The following is a 22517-nucleotide window of genomic DNA, read 5'->3' as shown; positions in this document are numbered from 1 at the left end:
TTATATGTGAGAAAAATCTCAGCGATGGCGCAATTCTACTCTGCAAAGCGACGCGTGACGACGCGTCAGATCATAACTGTTGAAGCCACGGACCTCGATCCTTTTGGTCAGGGGGTGGCGCGGCACAACGGTAAGACACTGTTTATAACAGGTTTGCTGCCATCAGAACGAGCAGAAATTACGCTGACGGAAGATAAACGCCAGTACGCGCGCGGCCAGGTAAAGCGCCGACTGAGCGATAGCCCGGAACGCGAAGTGCCTCGCTGCCCCCATTTTGGCGTCTGCGGGGGCTGCCAGCAACAGCATGCGAGCACAGGATTACAGCAAAAAAGCAAAAGCCGCGCGCTGGCGCGCCTGCTTAAACACGACGTTAATGAGATCCTCGCCGACGAGCCCTGGGGCTATCGTCGACGCGCGCGCCTGAGCCTCAGCTATCAGCCAAAAACGGAACGTCTGGAGATGGGGTTTCGCAAGGCCGGTTCCAGTGACATTGTCGATGTGCAGCAGTGCCCTATTTTGGTGCCCCATCTTGAGGCATTGCTTCCGGAAGTGCGCATCTGTCTTTCCGGACTGGACGGCGTTCGCCACCTCGGGCATGTCGAACTGGTCATGGCCAACAATGGACCGCTGATGGTCCTGCGCCATACCGCGCCGTTGTCGAAAAAAGATCGCGAAAAACTGGAACGCTTTTCGCATTCCCACGACCTGGCGCTTTTCCTTGCACCACAAAGCGAGATACTTGAGCAGGTTACCGGTGAGGCACCCTGGTATGCGTCAAACGGGCTACGCTTAACGTTCAGCCCGCGGGATTTCATTCAGGTGAATGATGGCGTTAACCAACTGATGGTTGAGAAAGCGCTGACGTGGCTGGATGTTCAGAAAAGCGATCGGGTGCTCGATCTGTTCTGCGGAATGGGCAACTTTACGCTGCCGCTGGCGCGAAAAGCGGCCAGCGTCGTCGGCGTGGAAGGTGTTGAGGCGCTGGTGGCGAAAGGGCAGGAGAACGCGCAGCAGAACGGCTTGCAAAATGTGACATTCTTTCATCAAAATCTTGAGGAAGATGTCACCCAACAGCCGTGGGCAAAACAGGGCTTTGATAAAATTTTGCTCGACCCGGCACGTGCCGGTGCCCCGGGCGTGATGGCACATATTATTAAACTCGCGCCGAAGCGCGTGGTCTATGTTTCCTGTAACCCGGCAACGCTTGCACGAGACAGCGAGGCATTACTCAGCGCGGGTTACCAGATTCAGCGTCTGGCAATGCTGGACATGTTCCCGCACACTGGACATCTGGAATCGATGGTGTTGTTCGAGCACATCTAATTTGTTTGGCTTGTCGACTTCGACAGGCCCTGGTCCCTAAAGGAGAGGACAATGGTTGCGGTAAGAAGTGCACATCTCAATAAAGCTGGGGAGTTTGACCCACAAAAATGGATCGCAAGTCTGGGAATTTCCAGCCAGCAGTCGTGTGAACGCTTAACCGAAACCTGGGCCTATTGTCTGCGCACCACGCAGGGGCATCCGGATGCCGATCTTCTCCTGTGGCGCGGCGTGGAGATGGTGGAAATCTTATCCATGCTGAACATGGATATTGAAACGCTGCAGGCCGCGCTGCTCTTCCCCCTCGCGGATGCGGACGTGGTCAGCGAAGATGTGCTGCGCGACAGCGTCGGGAAATCCGTCGTCGCGCTGATCCACGGCGTGCGCGATATGGCGGCCATTCGCCAGCTCAAAGCCGCGCACACCGATTCCGTCTCATCTGAGCAGGTCGATAACGTTCGCCGGATGCTGCTGGCCATGGTGGATGACTTCCGCTGCGTGGTCATCAAGCTTGCCGAGCGTATTGCCCACCTGCGTGAGGTGAAGGATGCGCCGGAAGACGAGCGCGTGCTGGCGGCCAAAGAGTGTACAAATATCTACGCGCCGCTGGCGAACCGCTTAGGGATTGGTCAACTGAAATGGGAGCTGGAAGATTACTGCTTCCGTTACCTGCACCCGGCGGAATACAAACGTATTGCCAAACTGCTGCACGAGCGCCGTATCGACCGCGAGCATTATATCGAGGAATTTGTCGGCGGGCTGCGCCAGGCGATGAAAGAAGAGAACGTACGCGCCGAAGTCTACGGTCGGCCTAAGCATATCTACAGCATCTGGCGCAAAATGCAGAAGAAACACCTCGCCTTTGACGAGCTGTTTGACGTGCGCGCCGTGCGTATCGTGGCGGAGCGTCTGCAGGACTGCTACGCCGCGCTGGGGATAGTACACACTCACTTCCGTCATCTTCCCGATGAGTTCGATGACTATGTCGCCAACCCCAAACCGAACGGCTATCAGTCTATCCATACCGTTGTGCTTGGCCCTGGCGGCAAAACGGTCGAGATTCAGATCCGCACTAAACAGATGCACGAAGACGCCGAGCTGGGCGTTGCCGCGCACTGGAAATACAAAGAAGGTACGTCCGGCGGAGCGCGTTCTGGCCACGAAGACCGCATTGCCTGGCTGCGCAAGCTGATTGCGTGGCAGGAAGAGATGGCCGACTCCGGCGAGATGCTCGACGAAGTGCGCAGCCAGGTCTTTGACGATCGCGTCTACGTCTTTACCCCAAAAGGGGACGTTGTCGACCTGCCGGCGGGCTCTACGCCGCTCGATTTTGCCTACCACATCCACAGCGATGTGGGACACCGCTGCATCGGGGCGAAAATTGGCGGGCGTATTGTACCGTTCACCTATCAGCTGCAGATGGGTGACCAGATTGAAATCATTACCCAGAAGCAGCCCAACCCGAGCCGTGACTGGCTTAACCCGAACCTGGGCTACGTCACCACCAGCCGCGGGCGCTCAAAAATTCACGCCTGGTTCCGTAAGCAGGATCGTGACAAGAACATCCTTGCCGGTCGTCAGATCCTCGACGACGAGCTGGAGCATATCGGAATCAGCCTGAAAGAGGCGGAAAAATTCCTGCTGCCGCGCTACAACTTCAACGAGCTTGACGAGCTGTTAGCGGCCATTGGCGGCGGTGATATTCGTCTGAATCAGATGGTGAACTTCCTGCAGGCGCAGTTCAATAAGCCAAGCGCGGAAGAGCAGGACGCGGCGGCGCTGAAGCAGCTGCAGCAGAAAACCTACGCGCCGCAGCAGCGCAGCAAAGACAACGGCCGCGTGGTGGTTGAAGGCGTAGGTAACCTGATGCACCACATTGCCCGCTGCTGCCAGCCTATTCCGGGCGACGATATCGTCGGCTTTATCACTCAGGGACGCGGAATTTCGATTCACCGTTCCGACTGCGACCAGCTTGCCGAGCTGCAGTCGCATGCGCCGGAGCGCATCGTGGAAGCGGTCTGGGGTGAGAGCTATTCTGCCGGCTACTCGCTGGTGGTGCGCGTCACTGCCAACGACCGCAGCGGCCTGCTGCGCGACATCACGACCATTCTCGCCAACGAGAAGGTCAACGTGCTGGGCGTCGCCAGCCGCAGCGATACCCGCGAGCAGCTTGCCACCATCGATATGACCATCGAAATCTACAACCTGCAGGTGCTGGGCCGCGTGCTTGGCAAGCTGAACCAGGTGCCGGATGTGATAGACGCGCGTCGTCTGCACGGCGGTTAAACACACTCTTCTGTAGGCCGGGTAAGGCTTTTCCGCCACCCGGCTTTTTTAATGGAAAAAACTATGACTCAAATCGACCGCCTGCTCGGCATCATGAAACGCCTGCGCGACCCGGAAAATGGCTGTCCGTGGGACAAAGAGCAGACTTTCGCCACCATTGCGCCTTATACCCTCGAAGAAACCTACGAGGTGCTGGACGCCATTTCCCGCGAAGATTTTGACGACCTGCGCGGCGAATTGGGCGACCTGCTGTTCCAGGTGGTGTTCTATGCGCAAATGGCGCAGGAAGAAGGGCGCTTTAACTTTGACGATATCTGCGCTGCCATCAGCGACAAGCTTGAGCGCCGTCATCCCCATATCTTCGGCGATGCCACCGCAGGGAACAGCGCTGAGGTGCTGGCCCGCTGGGAGCAGATCAAAAGCGCCGAGCGAGCGGAAAAATCCCAGCACTCTGCGCTGGATGATATTCCGCTGAGCCTGCCCGCGCTGATGCGCGCGCATAAAATCCAGAAGCGCTGCTCCGCCGTCGGTTTTGACTGGACCTCCCTCGGCCCTGTGCTGGATAAAGTGCACGAAGAGATTGACGAAGTCATGCACGAAGCGCAGCAGGCGGTAGTGGATGAAGCAAAGCTTGAGGAAGAGATGGGCGACCTGTTGTTCGCGACCGTCAACCTTTCTCGCCACCTGGGTGTAAAAGCGGAAACCGCCCTGCAAAAAGCCAACCTAAAATTCGAACGACGCTTTCGCGAAGTTGAGCGGATTGTCGCCTCGCGAGGCCTGGAAATGAGCGGAATTGACCTCGAGGCAATGGAAGAAGTCTGGCAGGAAGTAAAGCGCCAGGAATCTGATCTCTAACGAAATTTTGCGATCAAGCGCAATTTGTGTGATTTTTTAAATGACAAGCGCTTGATTTGCGTCAAAAACATTTACCCAAAAGGGGCTATTTTCTCACTCCTTATGTTTGTCATGGCCTGGAATGGAGACGGAGAATGAAAGTTTGTGGCGCTCGCCGTGTTCGGGTATACTACTTTCCCGTCCTGGTTATTCCATCGTTTCACCCTAACTTCTCAGGTTCAGCATGACAACGAACTATATTTTTGTGACCGGCGGGGTCGTATCCTCTCTGGGTAAAGGCATTGCCGCAGCCTCCCTCGCAGCCATTCTTGAAGCCCGTGGCCTCAATGTGACCATGATGAAACTGGATCCGTACATCAACGTCGATCCGGGCACCATGAGCCCAATCCAACACGGGGAAGTGTTCGTTACTGAAGACGGCGCTGAAACCGATCTGGATCTTGGCCACTACGAGCGTTTCATCCGCACCAAAATGACCCGTCGTAACAACTTCACGACTGGTCGCATCTACTCCGACGTTCTGCGTAAAGAGCGCCGTGGTGACTATCTGGGTGCAACCGTTCAGGTTATCCCGCACATCACTAACGCAATTAAAGAACGCATTGTTGCGGGTGGCGAAGGCCACGATGTGGTGCTGGTTGAAATCGGCGGTACCGTGGGTGATATCGAATCCCTGCCATTCCTGGAAGCGATTCGTCAGTTGGCGGTAGATATCGGCCGTGAGCACGCGCTGTTCATGCACCTGACTCTGGTGCCGTACATGGCCGCCGCAGGTGAAGTGAAAACCAAGCCGACTCAGCACTCTGTGAAAGAACTGCTCTCCATTGGTATTCAGCCAGACATCCTGGTTTGCCGCTCCGATCGCGCGGTTCCGGCGAACGAACGTGCGAAAATTGCATTGTTCTGTAACGTGCCTGAAAAAGCCGTTATTTCAATGAAAGATGTCGATTCCATTTATAAAATCCCGGGCCTGTTGAAATCTCAGGGCCTGGACGATTATATTTGTAAACGATTCAGCTTGAACTGTCCGGAAGCGAACCTGTCTGAATGGGAACAGGTTATTTACGAAGAAGCCAATCCGGCAGGCGAAGTGACTATCGGTATGGTCGGCAAGTACATTGAACTGCCGGATGCCTATAAGTCAGTGATCGAAGCGCTGAAACACGGTGGTCTGAAGAACCGTGTTTCCGTGAACATCAAGCTGATTGATTCTCAGGATGTTGAAACGCGTGGCGTTGAAATCCTGAAAGATCTGGATGCTATCCTCATCCCTGGCGGCTTCGGCTACCGTGGTGTTGAAGGCAAGATCGCCACCGCGCGCTATGCGCGTGAAAACAATATTCCATACCTCGGCATCTGCCTGGGTATGCAGGTTGCGCTGATCGAATTTGCGCGCAACGTAGCGGGAATGGAAAACGCGAACTCTACGGAATTTGTGCCAGACTGTAAGTACCCTGTTGTGGCGCTTATCACCGAATGGCGTGACGAAGAAGGTAACGTCGAAGTCCGTACCGAGAAGAGCGATCTGGGTGGCACCATGCGTCTTGGCGCACAGGCCTGCCAGCTGTCTGATGATAGCGTGGTTCGCAAGCTGTATGGCGAGCCGGTCATCACCGAGCGCCATCGTCACCGCTATGAAGTCAACAACATGCTGTTGAAACCTATTGAAGCCGCGGGCCTGCGTGTTGCGGGCCGCTCCGGGGATGATCAGTTAGTCGAGATCATCGAAGTGCCAAACCATCCGTGGTTTGTCGCCTGCCAGTTCCACCCGGAATTTACTTCAACGCCACGTGACGGGCATCCGCTGTTTGCAGGCTTCGTGAAGGCCGCTAGCGACTACCAGAAGCGTCAGGCGAAGTAAAAAAAGTTAGAACGGCAACGCGTACCTTTGGTACGCGTTGTTTGTCTGGAGTTTTAGTTTAACTTGTACTGAGGAAAATCTAATGTCCAAAATCGTTAAAGTCATCGGTCGTGAAATCATCGACTCCCGTGGTAACCCGACCGTTGAAGCCGAAGTTCACCTGGAAGGTGGTTTCGTTGGTATGGCTGCTGCTCCATCAGGCGCTTCTACTGGTTCTCGCGAAGCGCTGGAACTGCGCGATGGCGACAAATCCCGCTTCATGGGCAAAGGCGTACTGAAAGCGGTTGGCGCTGTAAACGGTCCGATTGCTCAGGCAATCCTTGGCAAAGACGCCAAAGACCAGGCTGGCATCGACAAGATCATGATCGATCTGGACGGTACTGAAAACAAATCTAACTTCGGTGCGAACGCAATCCTGGCCGTTTCCCTGGCGAACGCCAAAGCGGCTGCGGCTGCTAAAGGTATGCCACTGTTCGAGCACATCGCTGAACTGAACGGCACCCCAGGCAAATACTCCATGCCTGTACCAATGATGAACATCATCAACGGCGGTGAGCATGCAGACAACAACGTTGATATTCAGGAATTCATGATTCAGCCAGTTGGCGCGAAATCCCTGAAAGAAGCCGTACGTATGGGTTCTGAAGTGTTCCACAACCTGGCTAAAGTTCTGAAAGCTAAAGGTATGAACACGGCTGTTGGTGACGAAGGTGGCTATGCGCCAAACCTGGGTTCTAACGCAGAAGCGCTGGCCGTTATCGCAGAAGCAGTTAAAGCTGCTGGTTACGAGCTGGGCAAAGACATCACCCTGGCGATGGACTGTGCAGCATCTGAATTCTACAAAGACGGTAAATACGTTCTGGCTGGCGAAGGCAACAAAGCGTTCACCTCCGAAGAGTTCACTCACTTCCTGGAAGACCTGACCAAACAGTACCCAATCGTGTCTATCGAAGACGGTCTGGACGAGTCTGACTGGGCTGGCTTCGCATACCAGACTAAAGTACTGGGCGACAAAATCCAGCTGGTTGGTGACGACCTGTTCGTAACCAACACCAAGATCCTGAAAGAAGGCATCGAGAAAGGCATCGTTAACTCCATCCTGATCAAATTCAACCAGATCGGTTCTCTGACCGAAACTCTGGCTGCGATCAAAATGGCGAAAGACGCTGGCTACACCGCGGTTATCTCTCACCGTTCTGGCGAAACTGAAGACGCTACCATTGCTGACCTGGCTGTGGGTACCGCTGCAGGCCAGATCAAAACCGGTTCTATGAGCCGTTCTGACCGTGTTGCTAAATACAACCAGCTGATTCGTATCGAAGAAGCGCTGGGCGAAAAAGCACCATACAACGGTCTGAAAGAGATCAAAGGCCAGGCATAATTGCTTAAGCCTTAAAATGAAAATGCCAGTCGAATGACTGGCATTTTTTTGCTATTTAAAATCGACCGCCATTTGCTCCGGAATGGTCAGCCCCTGGGTGGTTTGCACGCAGCGGGCGATATAATCCGTAAACCGGGGCGGCTTCGGCATTCCCATGCTCAGCAGCTTATCGTTGCTGAAGCGCACGTTAAGCGTGGCAAACGCACCGTATAACCGCATGGCTTTCAGCATCAGACGTTCGTTGCACGGCCCAAAAATATGTTTCAGCTCGCGGCGCATTCTGACCAGCGTTTCGTAGCTGACCTGCGCATATTTATCCCCGACGGGGGCTTTCTCCAGCGCCTGCGCCATTGCCTGATCGATATCCGCAAAGCGAACGCTGTTCTCTTCTCCCGCAGAAATGTGTACTACTTCCCCCGGACGCGCGTTGCTGTTGAGCAGCATTAACATCGCGTCGGCGCAATAATCCACCGGAACAACGTCGATCCGGTCTTCCATTGAGCACATAAACTTCTGCAGCATCAGGCCCATGCTAAAGACCCAGAAAATGCTGCTCGACGGCGTGCAGCCGTGACGGGTATGGCCGACGACGATGGACGGACGGGCGATGAGCAGCGGCAGGTTAGGACACTCCTGGCGCATCAGCTGTTCGATTGTTGACTTCGAAAACGTGTATTCCACCAGGTGTTCAGCATTATCTCTGAATTCAGCGCTTTCGGCGACCAGGGAATCCTGCTCCGGCGTGCATGACATTGCGGTGCCGACGTGGAGGAAACGCTGCAGTCCTGTAACCTGCTCCATACGGCGCGCCAGCGCGAGCGTACCTTCAACGTTGACCTTCCAGATCAGCGGGTTATTACCAAATGAGGCGACGGCCGCACAGTTAACGACATGCGTAACCCGATCCAGACGGGGATCGTTGAGAAAGGCTTCAGGCTGGCTGAGATCGCCAATCAGGATATTATCCACCTTCAGGGAGGCCAGTTTGTCCTCGGGAACGTTGAACTTGCGCATGTTATCCAGCACGCGCTCCAGCCCGCTCTGCGGATCGCCGGCGCGCGCAAGCAAAAGGAGTTCTACGGATTGATCGCTGGTCAGGATTTTTTCAAGAACTGCACCGCCCAGAAATCCGGTCACGCCTGTAATCAGTAACATCTTCATTAATACCGTCTCATTATGATTGATGAGGCGGATTGTAGGCGCGCAAAAGTAAACGGCATTTAAATAATAAATCGCCGAAATCAATGGCGTCTTAAGCTTATTTTAAGGAAAGGAAATCAGGTGGAGATATTGGACACTATCGCAATGTTAAAAATTCACTCTATTAAAATTTAATTTTTAACCAATTGAATTTAAATGTTTTTATGAAGTCTTCGCCGAATGGTGAACGTAATTCAAAATGTAATAAATATAATAATTTGTTACACCAAACATTTACCAAATAAATCATTTAAACGCCACTTAACTCAAATCAGACAACATAAGTCGCAGGTTATTTTATTTAGCCTGCGAATGATTTTCAGAGCAAAAGGGGAAGCGTGGCGCTGGCTGTTTGCTGGCTAACGTCGCCGTAATGACCATCCAGCGCAATCATGGACGTGGTCAGCAGCTCGACCAGCAGCATCACCCCAACCTTAGCATTGAGTGCGCCTGCACTTAGAGGGCCTTCTGGTTTGGCGGCAACCAGCTGCATGTCGCTCAGAGACGCCAGCGGGCTGCGGGGCGTATTGCTGAGTGCCAGAACCTTAACGCCGCGCTTGCGGGCAAGCTTCACCACGTGGAGCAAATCCCGCGTTGAACCCGAGCTGGAGATGGCCACAACCAGGGTCTCTTTCGAAAGCGTTGTCGCATTCATGGCCGCGCGGTGCATATCGCTAAACAGCTGTGCGGGTTTGCCCAGCCGCAACAGCTTGTAGTGGAGATACTCCCCGAGGATCGCGCTGGCCGCGACGCCATAAATCTGCACGGATTGCGCCTGGTGCAGCGCCAGCGCCGCCTTTTCAAGCAGCGTGCGATCGAGGAGTCGGGCGGTATCCTGCAAAGCCTGCACCGACTCATCCACGACGTTATCAATCTCATCCCCCCCCTGACGCGCGGGCTGGCCCTGCTGAATATCCAGCGCAAGCGCCATTTTAAATTCGTTATAGCCCTTGCAGCCCAGCGTCCGGCAAAGGCGAGTGACGCTGGCTTCGCTGGTGTGGCTCTCGCGCGCCAGTTCAGTGATCGTCAGGTAGAGCACCCGGCCAGGATCGCTGAGGACAAACTCGCCGAGTTTTTGTTGCGTTGGGCTGTACCCGGAAGCCTCCTGGCGGAGCTTCAGCAGCAGATTTTCATGGTCCGACATGCCACGTCCTTAATGTGTTTCGCTGCGACTAGTGTGGCGGAAAGGAGGGGAAAGATGCCAGTCATTTTGAAAAAGTATGATCGGCTTCCTGGTTTTTGATGATAATTTTCAATGAATAAAATTTATATGGTAAAAATTTTCATCGTTTAATGGGGAGATGAAAAAATGATGCAGATGTTCAGTGGCGCTTCTTCGGGGGGATGGTTTGAAAAAGCGCAGCGCTTTGGTAAATCCTTTATGTTGCCTATCGCCGTGCTGCCCGCGGCGGGTCTGCTGCTGGGGATAGGCGGTGCGCTATCGAATCCCAATACGCTGGCGGCTTATCCGTTTTTAGATGTGGGCTGGCTTCAGGCCATTTTCACCATCATGAGCAGCGCCGGTTCAATCGTGTTTGCAAACCTCTCGGTGCTGTTTGCGGTTGGGGTTGCCGTCGGGTTGGCAAAAAGCGATAAGGGCACGGCTGGGCTGGCGGCGCTACTCGCGTTTCTGGTGATGAATGCCACCATCAACGCGCTGCTGATCCTCACCGGCAAACTGGCGCACGACAACCCGGGCGCTGTGGGGCAGGGCATGACGCTGGGGATCCAGACGCTGGAAACCGGCGTGTTTGGCGGCGTGGTGATTGGTCTGGTGACCTGCACGCTCCATCACCGGTTTAATAAAATTGCGCTTCCGCAGTTCCTCGGGTTCTTTGGCGGCTCGCGCTTTGTCCCCATTATCAGCTCGCTGGCGGCGATACTCGTAGGCGCGCTCATGACCGTGATCTGGCCGCATTTCCAGAAGCTGATTTTTGGTCTCGGCGGGCTGGTGGATGCCACCGGCTATCTTGGCACCCTGCTGTACGGCTTTATTTTACGCATGCTGGGCCCGTTTGGTTTGCACCACATCTTCTATCTGCCGTTCTGGACCACCGCGCTCGGCGGCAGTGAGATTGTTAACGGTCACCTCGTTGAGGGCACACAGCGGATCTTCTTCGCCCAGCTGGCCGACCCGAACACGCAGCATTTCTATGAGGGCACGTCGCGCTTCATGTCCGGGCGCTTTATTACGATGATGTTTGGCCTGCTCGGCGCGTGTCTGGCGATGTACCACACGGCAAAACCGGAGAACAAAAAGCGCGTTGCCGGCCTGCTGCTCTCTGCGGCGTTAACCTCGTTCCTGACCGGGATTACCGAGCCTATCGAGTTCTCCTTCCTGTTTATTGCGCCGGTGCTTTACGTCATTCATGCGCTGTTTGACGGGCTGGCATTCATGCTCGCGCACATGCTGCATATCACCATCGGGCAAACCTTCTCCGGCGGTTTCATCGACTTCGTGCTGTTCGGCATTTTGCAGGGGGAGGCCAAAACTAACTGGATGTTCGTTCCGCTGGTCGGCGTGCCGTGGTTCTTCCTTTACTACTTCACCTTCCGCTACCTGATTAACCGCTTCGATTTTGCCACGCCGGGTCGGGAAAAGGAGGCGATAGCCAGTGAAGTGACCTTCTCGCAGAGCGAGCGCGCCGTTGCGGTAATCGCCGGATTAGGCGGAAAAGAGAATCTGGAAGAGGTGGACTGCTGCGCCACGCGGCTTCGCGTCACGGTGAAGGACGGCAGCAAAGTGAATGACGCGGCGCTGAAAGCCACCGGCGCGCGCGGCGTTATCGTGCGCGGTAACGGGGTTCAGGTCATCTATGGCCCGCACGTCACGATTATCAAAAACGAAGTGGAAGAGATCTTATCGTAATGAAAACTGTACTGGATAACCTGAAGGGAAAACTGGTCGTCTCCTGTCAGGCGCTGGAGAATGAACCGCTGCACAGCCCGTTTATTATGTCGCGGATGGCGCTGGCGGCGGCGCAGGGCGGAGCCGCGGCCATTCGTGCCAACAGCGTGGTCGATATTGAGGCCATTAAGCAGCAGGTCTCTTTGCCTGTTATCGGCATCATCAAACGGGATTACCCGGAAAGCGAGGTGTTTATCACCGCCACGATGAAAGAGGTGGATGAACTCATGAGCATCTCCCCGGAAATCATTGCGCTTGATGCGACGGCGCGGGAACGTCCCGGTGGTGAATCCCTGGAAACGCTGGTCTCGCGCATCCGCTCGCGCTATCCCGCGGTACTGCTGATGGCCGATATTTCCACCGTGGGCGAAGCCGTGACGGCGCAGGCGCTGGGCTTCGACTGCGTCGGCACCACGCTTTACGGCTATACGGCGGAAACGGCGGGCCATTCGCTTCCTGAGAGTGACTGCGCGTTCCTGAAGGCCGTGCTGGCTGCCGTGACGGTTCCCGTGGTTGCCGAAGGGAACGTGGATACGCCTGAACGCGCGGCCAGATGCCTGGCGCTGGGCGCGCATACGGTCGTCGTCGGCGGCGCGATCACCCGCCCGCAGCAAATTACCGAGCGTTTTATGGCGGCGATTGGCGCGCAAAGCACCGATGGAGCATGACCATCCGGCGGGGATCTGCGATACTTATCGTTTATCCCCTTTACTGAGATGACTATGCAGTACCCGATTAACGAGATGTTCCAGACCCTGCAAGGCGAGGGTTACTTTACCGGCGTTCCCGCTATTTTCATTCGTTTACAGGGATGCCCGGTTGGCTGTGCCTGGTGTGATACCAAACATACGTGGGATAAGCTCGCAGATCGGGAAGTGTCGCTGTTTAGCATTCTGGCGAAAACCAAAGAGAGCGATAAGTGGGGCGCGGGCAGTTCTGAAGATCTGCTGGCCATTATTGGTCGTCAGGGCTGGACGGCGCGCCACGTGGTGATCACCGGCGGTGAACCCTGCATCCACGATCTGACGCCGCTGACCGAGCTGCTCGAAAAGAACGGCTACAGCTGCCAGATTGAAACCAGCGGCACCCATGAAGTGCGCTGTTCACACACGACCTGGGTGACGGTATCGCCAAAAGTGAATATGCGCGGTGGGTATGACGTGCTGTCTCAGGCGCTGGAGCGCGCGGATGAGATTAAGCACCCGGTAGGGCGCGTGCGTGATATCGAAGCGCTGGAAGAACTGCTGGCCACGCTGACGGATGAAAAGCAGCGGGTGATTGCCCTGCAGCCTATCAGCCAGAAAGAGGATGCAACGCGCCTGTGCATTGAAACCTGTATTGCGCGTAACTGGCGCCTGTCGATGCAGACGCACAAATATCTGAATATCGCCTGATCGTTGCGCGGCCCCGCCTATCGCGGGGCCCGTTCTGAAGGAAGCAATGCCCAGGTGACTCCCGCCGAAGCGAGACAAATTGCGCTGTTGAAGAGTAGCGCATACTGTGCGGCGCTGGCCATTCCCAGCGGCAGCAGCAGCGCATACAGCGACGCGGTAACGGCGATCCCCATTGCTCCGCCCAGCGAACTGCCCATCTTGTAAACCCCTGAGGCCACGCCAACTTTGTTTTCAGGCGCATTCATTACCGCAGTATCCGTTGACGGCGTGGCGTAACACCCCAGCCCCAGGCCAAATAAAATGTTGCTGAGAAAAACGGTGACAATATAGATCTCTTTGCTTAAGAAAGTGCAGGAGATCAGCGTGATACCCGTTGCGGTCAGCAGCGGCCCGGTCATCATCGGCAGGCGCGCCCCGTAACGCTGGAGCAGCTTTTCCCCGACCCGAATCATCGCCAGCACGGTGACCAGATATCCCAGCGTCATGATGCCGGTTTGTAGCGGCGAAAGATGGTGTCCTTGCTGCAGCCAGATACTGGCGATCATCATGGTGCCAATGCAGCCGTTGAGCAAAAAATTAGAGAATACCGACGCGCTGTAGGCCCGGTTTTTAAACAGGGCAAAATCAATCAGCGCCACATCACCTTTACGTCGCCCGGTAAGCACAAAGCATACCGCTGCCAGCGCGGCGCCACCCAGCACAAGTAGCGATAAAACGCTGCTCCAGCCCCAGCTGTGCCCTTTACTGATAAACAGGTTCAGCAGCACCAGCATGCAGACAAAGCTCACCAGGCCGCTGATATCCAGCTTATGGCGGCTCGCGGCGTCGCTTCGGCTTTCCGGCGTGCCGCGGATCAGCAGCAGCGCCGCCACCGCGACCAGCATGGAAAAAACAAAAATCCAGCGCCAGCCGAGCGTGGTGGCGATAGTCCCGCCGACAAACGCGCTCAGGCCGCTGCCGCCCCATGAACCAATGACCCAAAAGCTGATGGCCCGCTGCCGCGCGTTTCCTTCATACCAGGTTTTAATCAGCGCCAGCGTGGCGGGCATGATGCAGGCCGCTGACAGCCCCTGTATCGCTCTTCCCAGCAAAAACAGGACCGGCTCCCACGAGATGAAAAGCAGGGCGCTTCCGACGATGCTCAGCATCAGGCCGATATAGGTCATGCGCATACGCCCAAACTTGTCGGCAAATCCCCCGCAGGCAACGACAAAACAGCCGCTGAACAAGGCGCTGAGGCTTACCGCCAGCGTGAGGGTTTCGAGGGAGATAGTCAGGCTATTTTTCATTGCCGGGACAACGTTAATCACCGACTGCGCAAATAACCAAAACGTCAGAACGCTCATCACAATACCGGCCAGCAGCCGATCGTTACCGGCGTAGGTCGGTGTGCCTGTCAGGGGAACGGTACTCATCGTGCAAGCCTCCGGGGGGGGCGAGAATTAACGCAGATAATGTTCGGTCAACGCGCACCAGAGTGCCGCGCCGGTGAGGAGAAGCTTGTCGTTAAAGTCATAGCCTGGGTTATGCACCATGCAGCGTTCAGGCTCATCTCCCGCACCGAGGGTGAAGTAGCAGCCGTTGGGATTTTTCTCGAGCATGAACGCAAAATCTTCGCTTCCCATAAAGGCATTCACCGACGAGACGGCATCCTGACCGAACAGGTCGGTCGCTACCGTACGCACCATTTCATTGGCCTGCGGGTTATTCCTTAGCACCGGACTCCCGTTCACGTGACGGATCGTGGCCGTGGCGTTGAAGCTCTCAGCCTGCGCCACGGCGATATCATGGATCCGCTGCAGCACGGTTTGACGCACCGTTTCATCCAGCGTGCGAACGGTCAGCTTCATTAACACCTTGTCGTTGATGATATTCGGAGCATGACCCGCCTGGATGCTGCCCACGGTCACGACGACCGGCTGGAACGGGGTGATATTCCTCGACACAATCGACTGCAGGGCGAGGGTGATGTGGCAGGCAACCAGCGTGGCATCGACGGTGTGTTCCGGAACGGCGCCGTGCCCTCCCACCCCGTTGACTTCAATATGAACGGTGTCCGAAGAGGCCATCATGGCGCCATCGCGAAGGCCGATTTTCCCGAGCGGCTGGGAGGGCATATTGTGCAGGCCGAAAATATGGTCGCAGGGGAACTGCTCAAACAGGCCATCCTCCAGCATGACGCGTCCGCCATACAGCAGCTCTTCCGCAGGTTGAAAAATGAGATGTAACGTACCGCTAAAGTTGCGGGTGCGAGCCAAATATGCTGCGGCATAGAGCAGCGTGGTGGTGTGGCCATCGTGCCCGCAGCCGTGGAATTTTCCCTCGACGGTGCTACTCCACGCCTTGCCGCTGTTTTCCTGCATTGGCAGCGCATCCATGTCGGCGCGCAGGCCCAGGCTTTTGCTGCTGTTGCCCACCTTCAGGGTACCAACCACCCCGGTTTTTGCCATTCCCCGGTGGACCTCATAGCCCCACTGTTGAAGGAGTGACGCGACGCGGTCGCTGGTTTTGTGCTCCTCGAAGCCAATTTCGGGGTGTCGGTGGAATTCGCGACGAAGTTCAGTGAACCGATCTTCGGTGTCCCGCAGAGCGTCAACAATTGGATGTGTCATTTTTGTTATCCTTTTCCTGCCAAACGGTGTTAGTTTCGAGTTTATGTCGATCGCATTGCCGGAAAATGCCCTTTTTTGTTGTAAAGCGACGCCTTTTTTCTGATTGTTTTTCATACGATTCAGTTATGACAAAAAATGGCGCATCATTTTTTGTCCATGCGGGGGAGCCGAATGGAGCAGCATGGGAACGAGTTTGCGGTAGTCGTTGAAGACATTCGCCTGCTCACGCAGGATGAAGGTGATTCGCTGACGATACTGTGGGTTCTGGAAGGGCAAGCCGAACTGCAAACCGCCGCAGGACGCGAGACGGTGTCAAATAACGGTCTTGCGGTGATAAACCGCTATCAGCGCTGGCGGTTCAGTAGCCAGAGCGCGAACGTAACGCTTCGTGTCGTTCTCTCCGGGCGGTGGGTAATCAAGCTGTACAATGACTTTTTTGCCCATGACTACGCGGTTCCGACAGAGTCCGGTGGAAACTGGCCGCAGTGTGACGAACTTCGGCACCTGCTGCGTCAGCTTCTGGTGGTGACGCTGGTGAACGATCCGCACCGCTTCAGGCTGGAGGCAAATCGCTGGCTGAGCGAGATCCTGCTGCTGCTGATTGGCCGCTTTCAGCAGCCTGCCCGCCAGAAACCCCGGGACCAGCACGCCGACGTCAGCAAGCGCATTGCCCGCGTGCTGGAGCGGATCAACGCCAGCTATACCCGGCGCATTACGCTGGCCGAAATTGCAGCGAGTGAGTTCGTCTCCGAAGCGTGGCTCTCCCGCCTCTTTCGAAAAGAGATGGGTGTCAGTTTTATGCAGTACATCACCGCCCTGCGGCTGGAAAAAGCGGCTGACGCCCTGCGCCTCACCAGCCGTCCTTTGCATCAGATTGCGCTGGAGCACGGGTTTGCCAGCACGCGCATGATGACCGATCGGTTCCGGCGCTATCACAATATGTCTCCGGGTGAGTTTCGTAAGGCCAGACGGCATCGCTCCGATGCGTCTCCGCTGCGGGCAGGCACGGGCGAGCAGCGCTTTCCCGTCGCGGTGGATAGGCTGTTTAGCCTGCTTAGAGGCGCTGAGAACCGCTGCTGGGAACCCGCTCCGCTAACCCACTCTCCGCGTCAGGAGCGAATAGTTGATCTGCAGCAGCTTTATCCGCTCTCGTCCGCGCTGCGCCGCGCGCGGCTGGTCGTCACCCTGCGCGAGCTCGACGATTTACTGCGGGAGGATGTTCGCCAGCATCTTGAGGCGCTTCACGAGGCGATCCCAATTGAGGGGATTGATATCGCTGAACCTTTTCTCAGCAGCCGTCTGTTCGCCACGGGATGGGACGATCCCCATATGGCGGGTTACGCCTGCTGGTACAATTTGCAGCAGCTGTTTACCTGGGTAGCAAAAAAAGGCTGGACGATCCTGCTGCACACGGGGGTCACCACCCGATGCGATCTTCTGAAGCGCTTTTTGCAGCTGTCGGTTAACCGATTTTTACCCGATATTACCGCAGGCTGGCACGTCGTGATGCACTGGTCTCCTCAGGCAAGCGCGGAAACCCAGGAGCACGCCTGGCAGGCTCAGCGGGCGACGGTCGGGGCCTACCTTCCACAGGCAAAGTTTGGGGTGTGGCATCGCTTCTCTCCCGTGGGTACTGAACTCGGCGACGACGCGCTGTTCCATTCTGGCATTCTGGACCAGGCCGATTTCCTCGCCTGTCAGGCGGATGCCAACGAGCTGCTCGATCTGGCGCGGCTGGATCCTGCACATCTCTCCTCGGCTGAAAACTATCCCGTGCTGAAGATTCGCCAAATACTCGCCGCCCTTCGCCAGCGGCAGCGCACGCTGCCGGTATGGTTACTCTCGTGGAATACCCTTACCGGGAATACGCGGGCAACCAACGGCTGGTTTTTTCGCGGCGCGCTGCTTATGCAAAATTTACTCGGGCTTTCAGAACAGGTCTGGCTGGCGGGATTCTGGCTGAATTCCGGTTTGCAGGGGGAAGCCAGGGCGAACAACACCCTCGATACATCGAGCCTTGCGCTTCAGTATAATCACGGCCTTCCGCGGCCTATCTACTGGGTGCTCTGGCTGTGGCAACGCCTGCGGGGAGAAGTGCTCATCAACGACAAGAGCGTGCTGCTGCTCCGCCATCAGGGGGGCTATCAGCTGCTGCTGCGTAACGTGGTGGTGTTCAATCCGCTGCTCTCCAGCGAGGAGGCTTTCATCCAACGTTTTCAACAGCAATATCATCTGCAGCTACAGGGGATGTGCGGCGAGTGGCGCATCAGGCGCCATCTTTTCGATCGGCACAATGGTGCGCTCTACCCGCTGCTGGAAGGGGTACGCAGCGACAGCGGGCCTGATGAAGAGATGTGGCGCTGGATTGCGCACAAAGCGCGTCCAACGCTTTCCTTACGCGATGAACGGCTTAATGACGGCTGGCAAATGACAGAATCACTGGAAAGTAACGCGCTCGTGCTCTATGAGTTCATGCCGCTAAACGGGCGTGATGAAGAGGATCACTCTCCGCGATAGATGCAGCCGGCGGTGCAGGTCTCTTTGATCATCACCGCGCTCAGCAGTGGCACCAGCGGCTTCATCTGATCCCAAATCCATTTCGCCAGCACTTCGCTGGTCGGGTTTTCAAGGCCCGGAATATCATTCAGGTAGTAATGATCCAGACGATCGTAGGTCGGCTTAAACGCCGCCTTCAGCTCGGCAAAATCCATGATCCATCCGGTATGCGGATCAACTTCACCGGTGATCTCAAGACGCACCATGAACGAATGCCCGTGTAGACGGCCGCATTTATGCCCTTCAGGGACATGCGGAAGGTGGTGGGCGGCTTCGAAGGTGAAATCTTTAAACAGTGTGGTGGACATGATCGCTCTCAGTAATGCGGAAAAAACCGCCGCATAGTACCGGAAAGCACAATTTTTAGCATTAACTAAAACGGCTCTGAAGCCTGGCGTCTCATTAACGGACGTTTTTTGATGTTTTTATCGATAATTTTCAGTGGGTTAATTAATCGCTTTTATCGCTAAGTATGACAACTAAAACAGGTTAGTCCATTTGGTTATTTATTATTTCCATCCCTTCTTTAATTGTTATTATCCTCGCCGTTAACCTTATCTTCAGTTTGGATTTATTCGCTTAAAGTCCGCTTGGCTACTGGAACATAACGACGCATGACAACACAGGCCCCACCTTCAAATTTGCCTCCCCTGAACCCGGAGCAACTGGCGCGCCTTCAGGCTGCCACCTCTGATTTTTCTCCCACTCAGCTTGCCTGGGTCTCCGGTTATTTCTGGGGAATGCTCAATCAGCAGCCTGGCGCTGTGGCGGGTGCACCGGTAACGACCGTTGAAATTCCGGCCATTACCCTGATTTCCGCCTCGCAGACGGGCAACGCCCGCCGCGTGGCCGAAGCGCTGCGTGACGACCTGCTGGCCGCGAAACTGAACGTGAACCTGGTCAACGCCGGGGATTATAAATTTAAGCAAATCGCGTCGGAAAAACTGCTGGTGGTGGTCGCCTCTACCCAGGGCGAAGGTGAACCCGCTGAAGAAGCGGTGGCGCTGCACAAGTTCCTGTTCTCGAAAAAAGCGCCGAAGCTGGACGGCACGGCGTTTGCCGTATTTGGCCTGGGCGATACCTCGTATGAATTCTTCTGCCAGTCCGGTAAAGACTTCGACAGCAGGCTGGCGGAGCTGGGCGCGGAGCGCCTGCTGGACCGCGTTGACGCAGATGTTGAATACCAGACCGCCGCCGCCGAATGGCGTGCGCGCATCGTTGATGTGCTGAAAGCGCGCGTGCCGAAAGAGACGTCGGCGCAGGCCGCGTTCACCGCGACGGGGGCTGTTAACGACATCCACACCAGCCCGTACACCAAAGAGGCGCCGCTGACGGCGAGCCTGTCGGTGAACCAGAAAATTACCGGCCGCGACTCAGAAAAAGACGTGCGTCATATCGAAATCGATTTAGGCGACTCGGGGCTGCGCTATCAGCCTGGCGATGCGCTGGGCGTCTGGTATCAGAACGATCCGGCTCTGGTGAAAGAGCTGGTTGAGCTGCTGTGGCTGAAGGGGGACGAGCCCGTCACCGTTGACGGCAAAACCCAGCCGCTTTCAGAGGCGCTGCAGTGGCATTTCGAACTGACGGTGAATACCCCGAATATCGTCGAAAATTATGCCACCTTAACGCGCAGCGAATCCCTGCTGCCGCTGGTGGGCGACAAGGCGAAGCTGCAGCATTACGCCGCGACGACGCCAATTGTCGATATGGTGCGTTTCTCTCCGGCTCAGCTGGATGCCGATGCGCTGATCGGCCTGCTGCGACCGCTGACGCCGCGCCTGTACTCCATCGCCTCTTCGCAGGCCGAAGTGGAGAGCGAAGTGCATGTTACCGTCGGGGTGGTGCGCTACGACATCGAAGGCCGCGCCCGCGCGGGTGGGGCATCAAGTTTCCTTGCGGATCGCGTGGAAGAAGAGGGCGAAGTGCGCGTCTTTATCGAGCACAACGACAACTTCCGCCTGCCGGCGAACCCGGAAACCCCGGTCATCATGATTGGCCCGGGTACCGGCATTGCGCCGTTCCGCGCCTTCATGCAGCAGCGCGCGGCAGATGAAGCGCCGGGTAAAAACTGGCTGTTCTTCGGCAACCCGCACTTTACCGAAGATTTCCTCTACCAGGTTGAGTGGCAGCGCTATGTAAAAGAAGGCGTACTGACCCGTATCGATCTGGCCTGGTCCCGCGACCAGAAAGAAAAAGTATACGTACAAGACAAACTGCGCGAACAGGGCGCAGAGCTGTGGCGCTGGATCAATGACGGTGCCCACATTTATGTCTGCGGCGACGCCAATCGCATGGCGAAAGACGTTGAGCAGACTTTGCTGGAAGTGATTGCCGAATTCGGCGGTATGGATGCCGAAACGGCGGATGAATTTTTAAGTGAGCTGCGCGTTGAGCGCCGTTATCAGCGAGATGTCTACTAATGAGCGAAAAACATCCAGGGCCACTGGTGGTCGAAGGTAAACTGACAGACGCCGAGCGCATGAAGCTGGAAAGCAACTATCTGCGCGGCACCATTGCTGAAGATCTGAATGACGGTCTCACCGGCGGTTTCAAAGGCGACAACTTCCTGCTGATCCGCTTCCACGGCATGTACCAGCAGGACGATCGCGACATCCGCGCCGAGCGTGCCGAACAGAAGCTGGAGCCGCGCCATGCGATGCTGCTGCGCTGCCGTCTGCCGGGCGGGGTGATCACCACCAAACAGTGGCAGGCCATCGACAAGTTTGCCGGTGAAAACACGATTTACGGCAGCATCCGCCTGACCAACCGTCAGACCTTCCAGTTCCACGGCATTCTGAAGAAGAACGTCAAGCCGGTGCATCAGATGCTGCACTCGGTCGGGCTGGACGCGCTGGCGACCGCCAACGACATGAACCGTAACGTGCTTTGCACCTCGAATCCGTATGAGTCCGAGCTGCACGCCGAAGCCTATGAGTGGGCGAAGAAGATCTCTGAGCACCTGCTGCCGCGCACCCGCGCCTATGCGGAGATTTGGCTCGATCAGGAAAAAGTCGCGACAACGGACGAAGAACCGATCCTTGGCCAGACCTATCTGCCGCGTAAGTTTAAAACCACGGTCGTGATCCCGCCGCAGAACGATATCGACCTGCACGCCAACGACATGAACTTCGTGGCGATTGCCGAAAACGGCAAGCTGATTGGCTTTAACCTGCTGGTGGGCGGCGGCCTGTCCATTGAACACGGTAATAAGAAAACCTACGCCCGCACCGCGAGCGAGTTCGGCTTCCTGCCGCTGGAGCACACGCTTGCCGTGGCGGAAGCGGTAGTGACCACGCAGCGCGACTGGGGCAACCGTACCGACCGTAAAAACGCGAAAACCAAATACACCCTGGAGCGCGTGGGCGTGGAGACGTTCAAAGAGGAAGTGGAGCGTCGTGCGGGCATCAAGTTTGAGCCGATCCGCCCTTACGAATTCACCGGTCGCGGCGATCGCATTGGCTGGGTGAAGGGCATCGACAATAAATGGCACCTGACGCTGTTTATCGAAAACGGCCGTATTCTGGATTATCCGGGCCGTCCGCTGAAAACCGGTCTGCTGGAAATTGCTAAGATCCATAAAGGCGAATTCCGCATTACCGCTAACCAGAACCTGATTATTGCCGGTGTGCCGGAAAGCCAGAAGGCGAAGATCGAGAAGCTGGCGCGCGACCACGGGTTAATGGATGCGGTTAAGCCGCAGCGTGAAAACTCGATGGCCTGCGTGTCGTTCCCGACCTGCCCGCTGGCGATGGCCGAAGCGGAACGTTTCCTGCCGTCATTCACTGACAAAGTGGAAGCGATTCTGGAAAAACACGGTATTCCGGACGAGCATATTGTTATGCGCGTCACCGGCTGTCCGAACGGCTGCGGCCGCGCGATGCTGGCCGAGCTGGGTCTGGTGGGGAAAGCGCCGGGGCGCTATAACCTGCACCTGGGCGGTAACCGTATCGGCACGCGCATTCCGCGTATGTTCCGCGAGAACATTACCGAGCCGGAAATCCTTGATTCCATCGACGAGCTTGTCGGGCGCTGGGCGAAAGAGCGCGAAGCGGGTGAAGGCTTCGGCGACTTTACGGTGCGTGCGGGCATCATTCGCCCGGTGCTCGATCCCGCAAGGGATTTCTGGGAGTAACCACGAGAGGTA

16 protein-coding genes are annotated in these 22517 nt (G+C 56.2%); 11 read left to right on the top strand and 5 right to left on the bottom strand.

Going from position 1 to position 22517, the window contains the following annotated elements; genetic code table 11:
- Positions 1 to 24 precede the first annotated feature (24 nt).
- The 5 genes from rlmD (at position 25) to eno (ending at position 7703) form a co-directional block, all read left to right on the top strand.
- Positions 25 to 1323 carry a 23S rRNA (uracil(1939)-C(5))-methyltransferase RlmD gene (rlmD, locus tag F0320_RS17290; RefSeq protein ID WP_126329643.1) on the top strand — a complete coding sequence of 433 codons (1299 nt, stop codon included), beginning with the start codon at positions 25 to 27 and terminating at the stop codon, positions 1321 to 1323.
- A 51-nt stretch (positions 1324 to 1374) separates the two neighbouring features.
- The gene (relA, locus tag F0320_RS17285; protein WP_008499628.1) at positions 1375 to 3606 is read left to right on the top strand and encodes a GTP diphosphokinase; all 2232 of its coding nucleotides are present in this window, start codon (positions 1375 to 1377) and stop codon (positions 3604 to 3606) included.
- 63 nt (positions 3607 to 3669) lie between these two features.
- A complete protein-coding gene (gene mazG / locus F0320_RS17280; protein ID WP_023333241.1) occupies positions 3670 to 4461 on the top strand; it encodes a nucleoside triphosphate pyrophosphohydrolase in 792 nt (263 codons plus the stop codon).
- Between the two features lie 223 nt (positions 4462 to 4684).
- Positions 4685 to 6322: a glutamine hydrolyzing CTP synthase gene (pyrG, locus tag F0320_RS17275; RefSeq protein ID WP_023309013.1), complete on the top strand. Its 1638-nt coding sequence runs from the start codon at positions 4685 to 4687 to the stop codon at positions 6320 to 6322.
- An 82-nt stretch (positions 6323 to 6404) separates the two neighbouring features.
- Positions 6405 to 7703 (top strand): phosphopyruvate hydratase, encoded by a 1299-nt coding sequence (gene eno, locus F0320_RS17270; RefSeq protein WP_126329641.1) that lies wholly within the window; start codon positions 6405 to 6407, stop codon positions 7701 to 7703.
- Between the two features lie 51 nt (positions 7704 to 7754).
- Here the strand turns inward: eno and F0320_RS17265 are convergent, their stop codons facing one another.
- Positions 7755 to 8864: an SDR family oxidoreductase gene (locus F0320_RS17265; RefSeq protein WP_126329639.1), complete on the bottom strand. Its 1110-nt coding sequence runs from the start codon at positions 8862 to 8864 to the stop codon at positions 7755 to 7757.
- Positions 8865 to 9222: 358 nt separating this feature from the next.
- A complete protein-coding gene (locus F0320_RS17260) occupies positions 9223 to 10047 on the bottom strand; it encodes a MurR/RpiR family transcriptional regulator (protein WP_126329637.1) in 825 nt (274 codons plus the stop codon).
- A 165-nt stretch (positions 10048 to 10212) separates the two neighbouring features.
- Here F0320_RS17260 and F0320_RS17255 point away from each other — a divergent pair, with 165 nt between their 5' ends.
- From F0320_RS17255 to queE, 3 genes are read left to right on the top strand one after another with little or no spacing between them, the layout of a single operon-like run.
- Positions 10213 to 11772 (top strand): PTS transporter subunit EIIC, encoded by a 1560-nt coding sequence (locus F0320_RS17255; protein ID WP_126329635.1) that lies wholly within the window; start codon positions 10213 to 10215, stop codon positions 11770 to 11772.
- Positions 11772 to 12479 (top strand): N-acetylmannosamine-6-phosphate 2-epimerase, encoded by a 708-nt coding sequence (locus tag F0320_RS17250; RefSeq protein ID WP_126329633.1) that lies wholly within the window; start codon positions 11772 to 11774, stop codon positions 12477 to 12479. The genes F0320_RS17255 and F0320_RS17250 overlap by 1 nt, the downstream gene beginning before the upstream one ends.
- 54 nt (positions 12480 to 12533) lie before the next feature.
- A complete protein-coding gene (queE, locus tag F0320_RS17245; protein WP_126329631.1) occupies positions 12534 to 13205 on the top strand; it encodes a 7-carboxy-7-deazaguanine synthase QueE in 672 nt (223 codons plus the stop codon).
- Positions 13206 to 13222: 17 nt separating this feature from the next.
- Here the strand turns inward: queE and F0320_RS17240 are convergent, their stop codons facing one another.
- The gene (locus F0320_RS17240; protein WP_126329629.1) at positions 13223 to 14620 is read right to left on the bottom strand and encodes an MFS transporter; all 1398 of its coding nucleotides are present in this window, start codon (positions 14618 to 14620) and stop codon (positions 13223 to 13225) included.
- A 27-nt stretch (positions 14621 to 14647) separates the two neighbouring features.
- Positions 14648 to 15817 carry a M20 aminoacylase family protein gene (locus F0320_RS17235; RefSeq protein ID WP_126329627.1) on the bottom strand — a complete coding sequence of 390 codons (1170 nt, stop codon included), beginning with the start codon at positions 15815 to 15817 and terminating at the stop codon, positions 14648 to 14650.
- 171 nt (positions 15818 to 15988) lie between these two features.
- Here F0320_RS17235 and F0320_RS17230 point away from each other — a divergent pair, with 171 nt between their 5' ends.
- On the top strand, positions 15989 to 18334 hold the full coding sequence (locus tag F0320_RS17230; protein WP_126329625.1) for a helix-turn-helix transcriptional regulator: 2346 nt from the start codon (positions 15989 to 15991) through the stop codon (positions 18332 to 18334).
- Here F0320_RS17230 and queD read toward each other — a convergent pair.
- A complete protein-coding gene (queD, locus tag F0320_RS17225) occupies positions 18319 to 18681 on the bottom strand; it encodes a 6-carboxytetrahydropterin synthase QueD (RefSeq protein WP_023309002.1) in 363 nt (120 codons plus the stop codon). The two genes, F0320_RS17230 and queD, sit on opposite strands and share 16 nt — an antisense overlap.
- Positions 18682 to 18987: 306 nt before the next feature.
- On the opposite strand from queD, the gene cysJ reads away from it, so the two are divergent.
- The gene (cysJ, locus tag F0320_RS17220) at positions 18988 to 20793 is read left to right on the top strand and encodes an NADPH-dependent assimilatory sulfite reductase flavoprotein subunit (protein ID WP_126329623.1); all 1806 of its coding nucleotides are present in this window, start codon (positions 18988 to 18990) and stop codon (positions 20791 to 20793) included.
- Entirely contained in the window at positions 20793 to 22505 is a 1713-nt protein-coding gene (gene cysI, locus F0320_RS17215) for an assimilatory sulfite reductase (NADPH) hemoprotein subunit (protein ID WP_023309000.1), read from the top strand. The genes cysJ and cysI overlap by 1 nt, the downstream gene beginning before the upstream one ends.
- Positions 22506 to 22517 lie beyond the last annotated feature (12 nt).

The sequence above is a fragment of the Enterobacter dykesii genome, from assembly GCF_008364625.2.
In the GTDB taxonomy this organism is placed as follows: domain Bacteria; phylum Pseudomonadota; class Gammaproteobacteria; order Enterobacterales; family Enterobacteriaceae; genus Enterobacter; species Enterobacter dykesii.
This window is presented reverse-complemented; position numbering and strand designations above follow the sequence as displayed.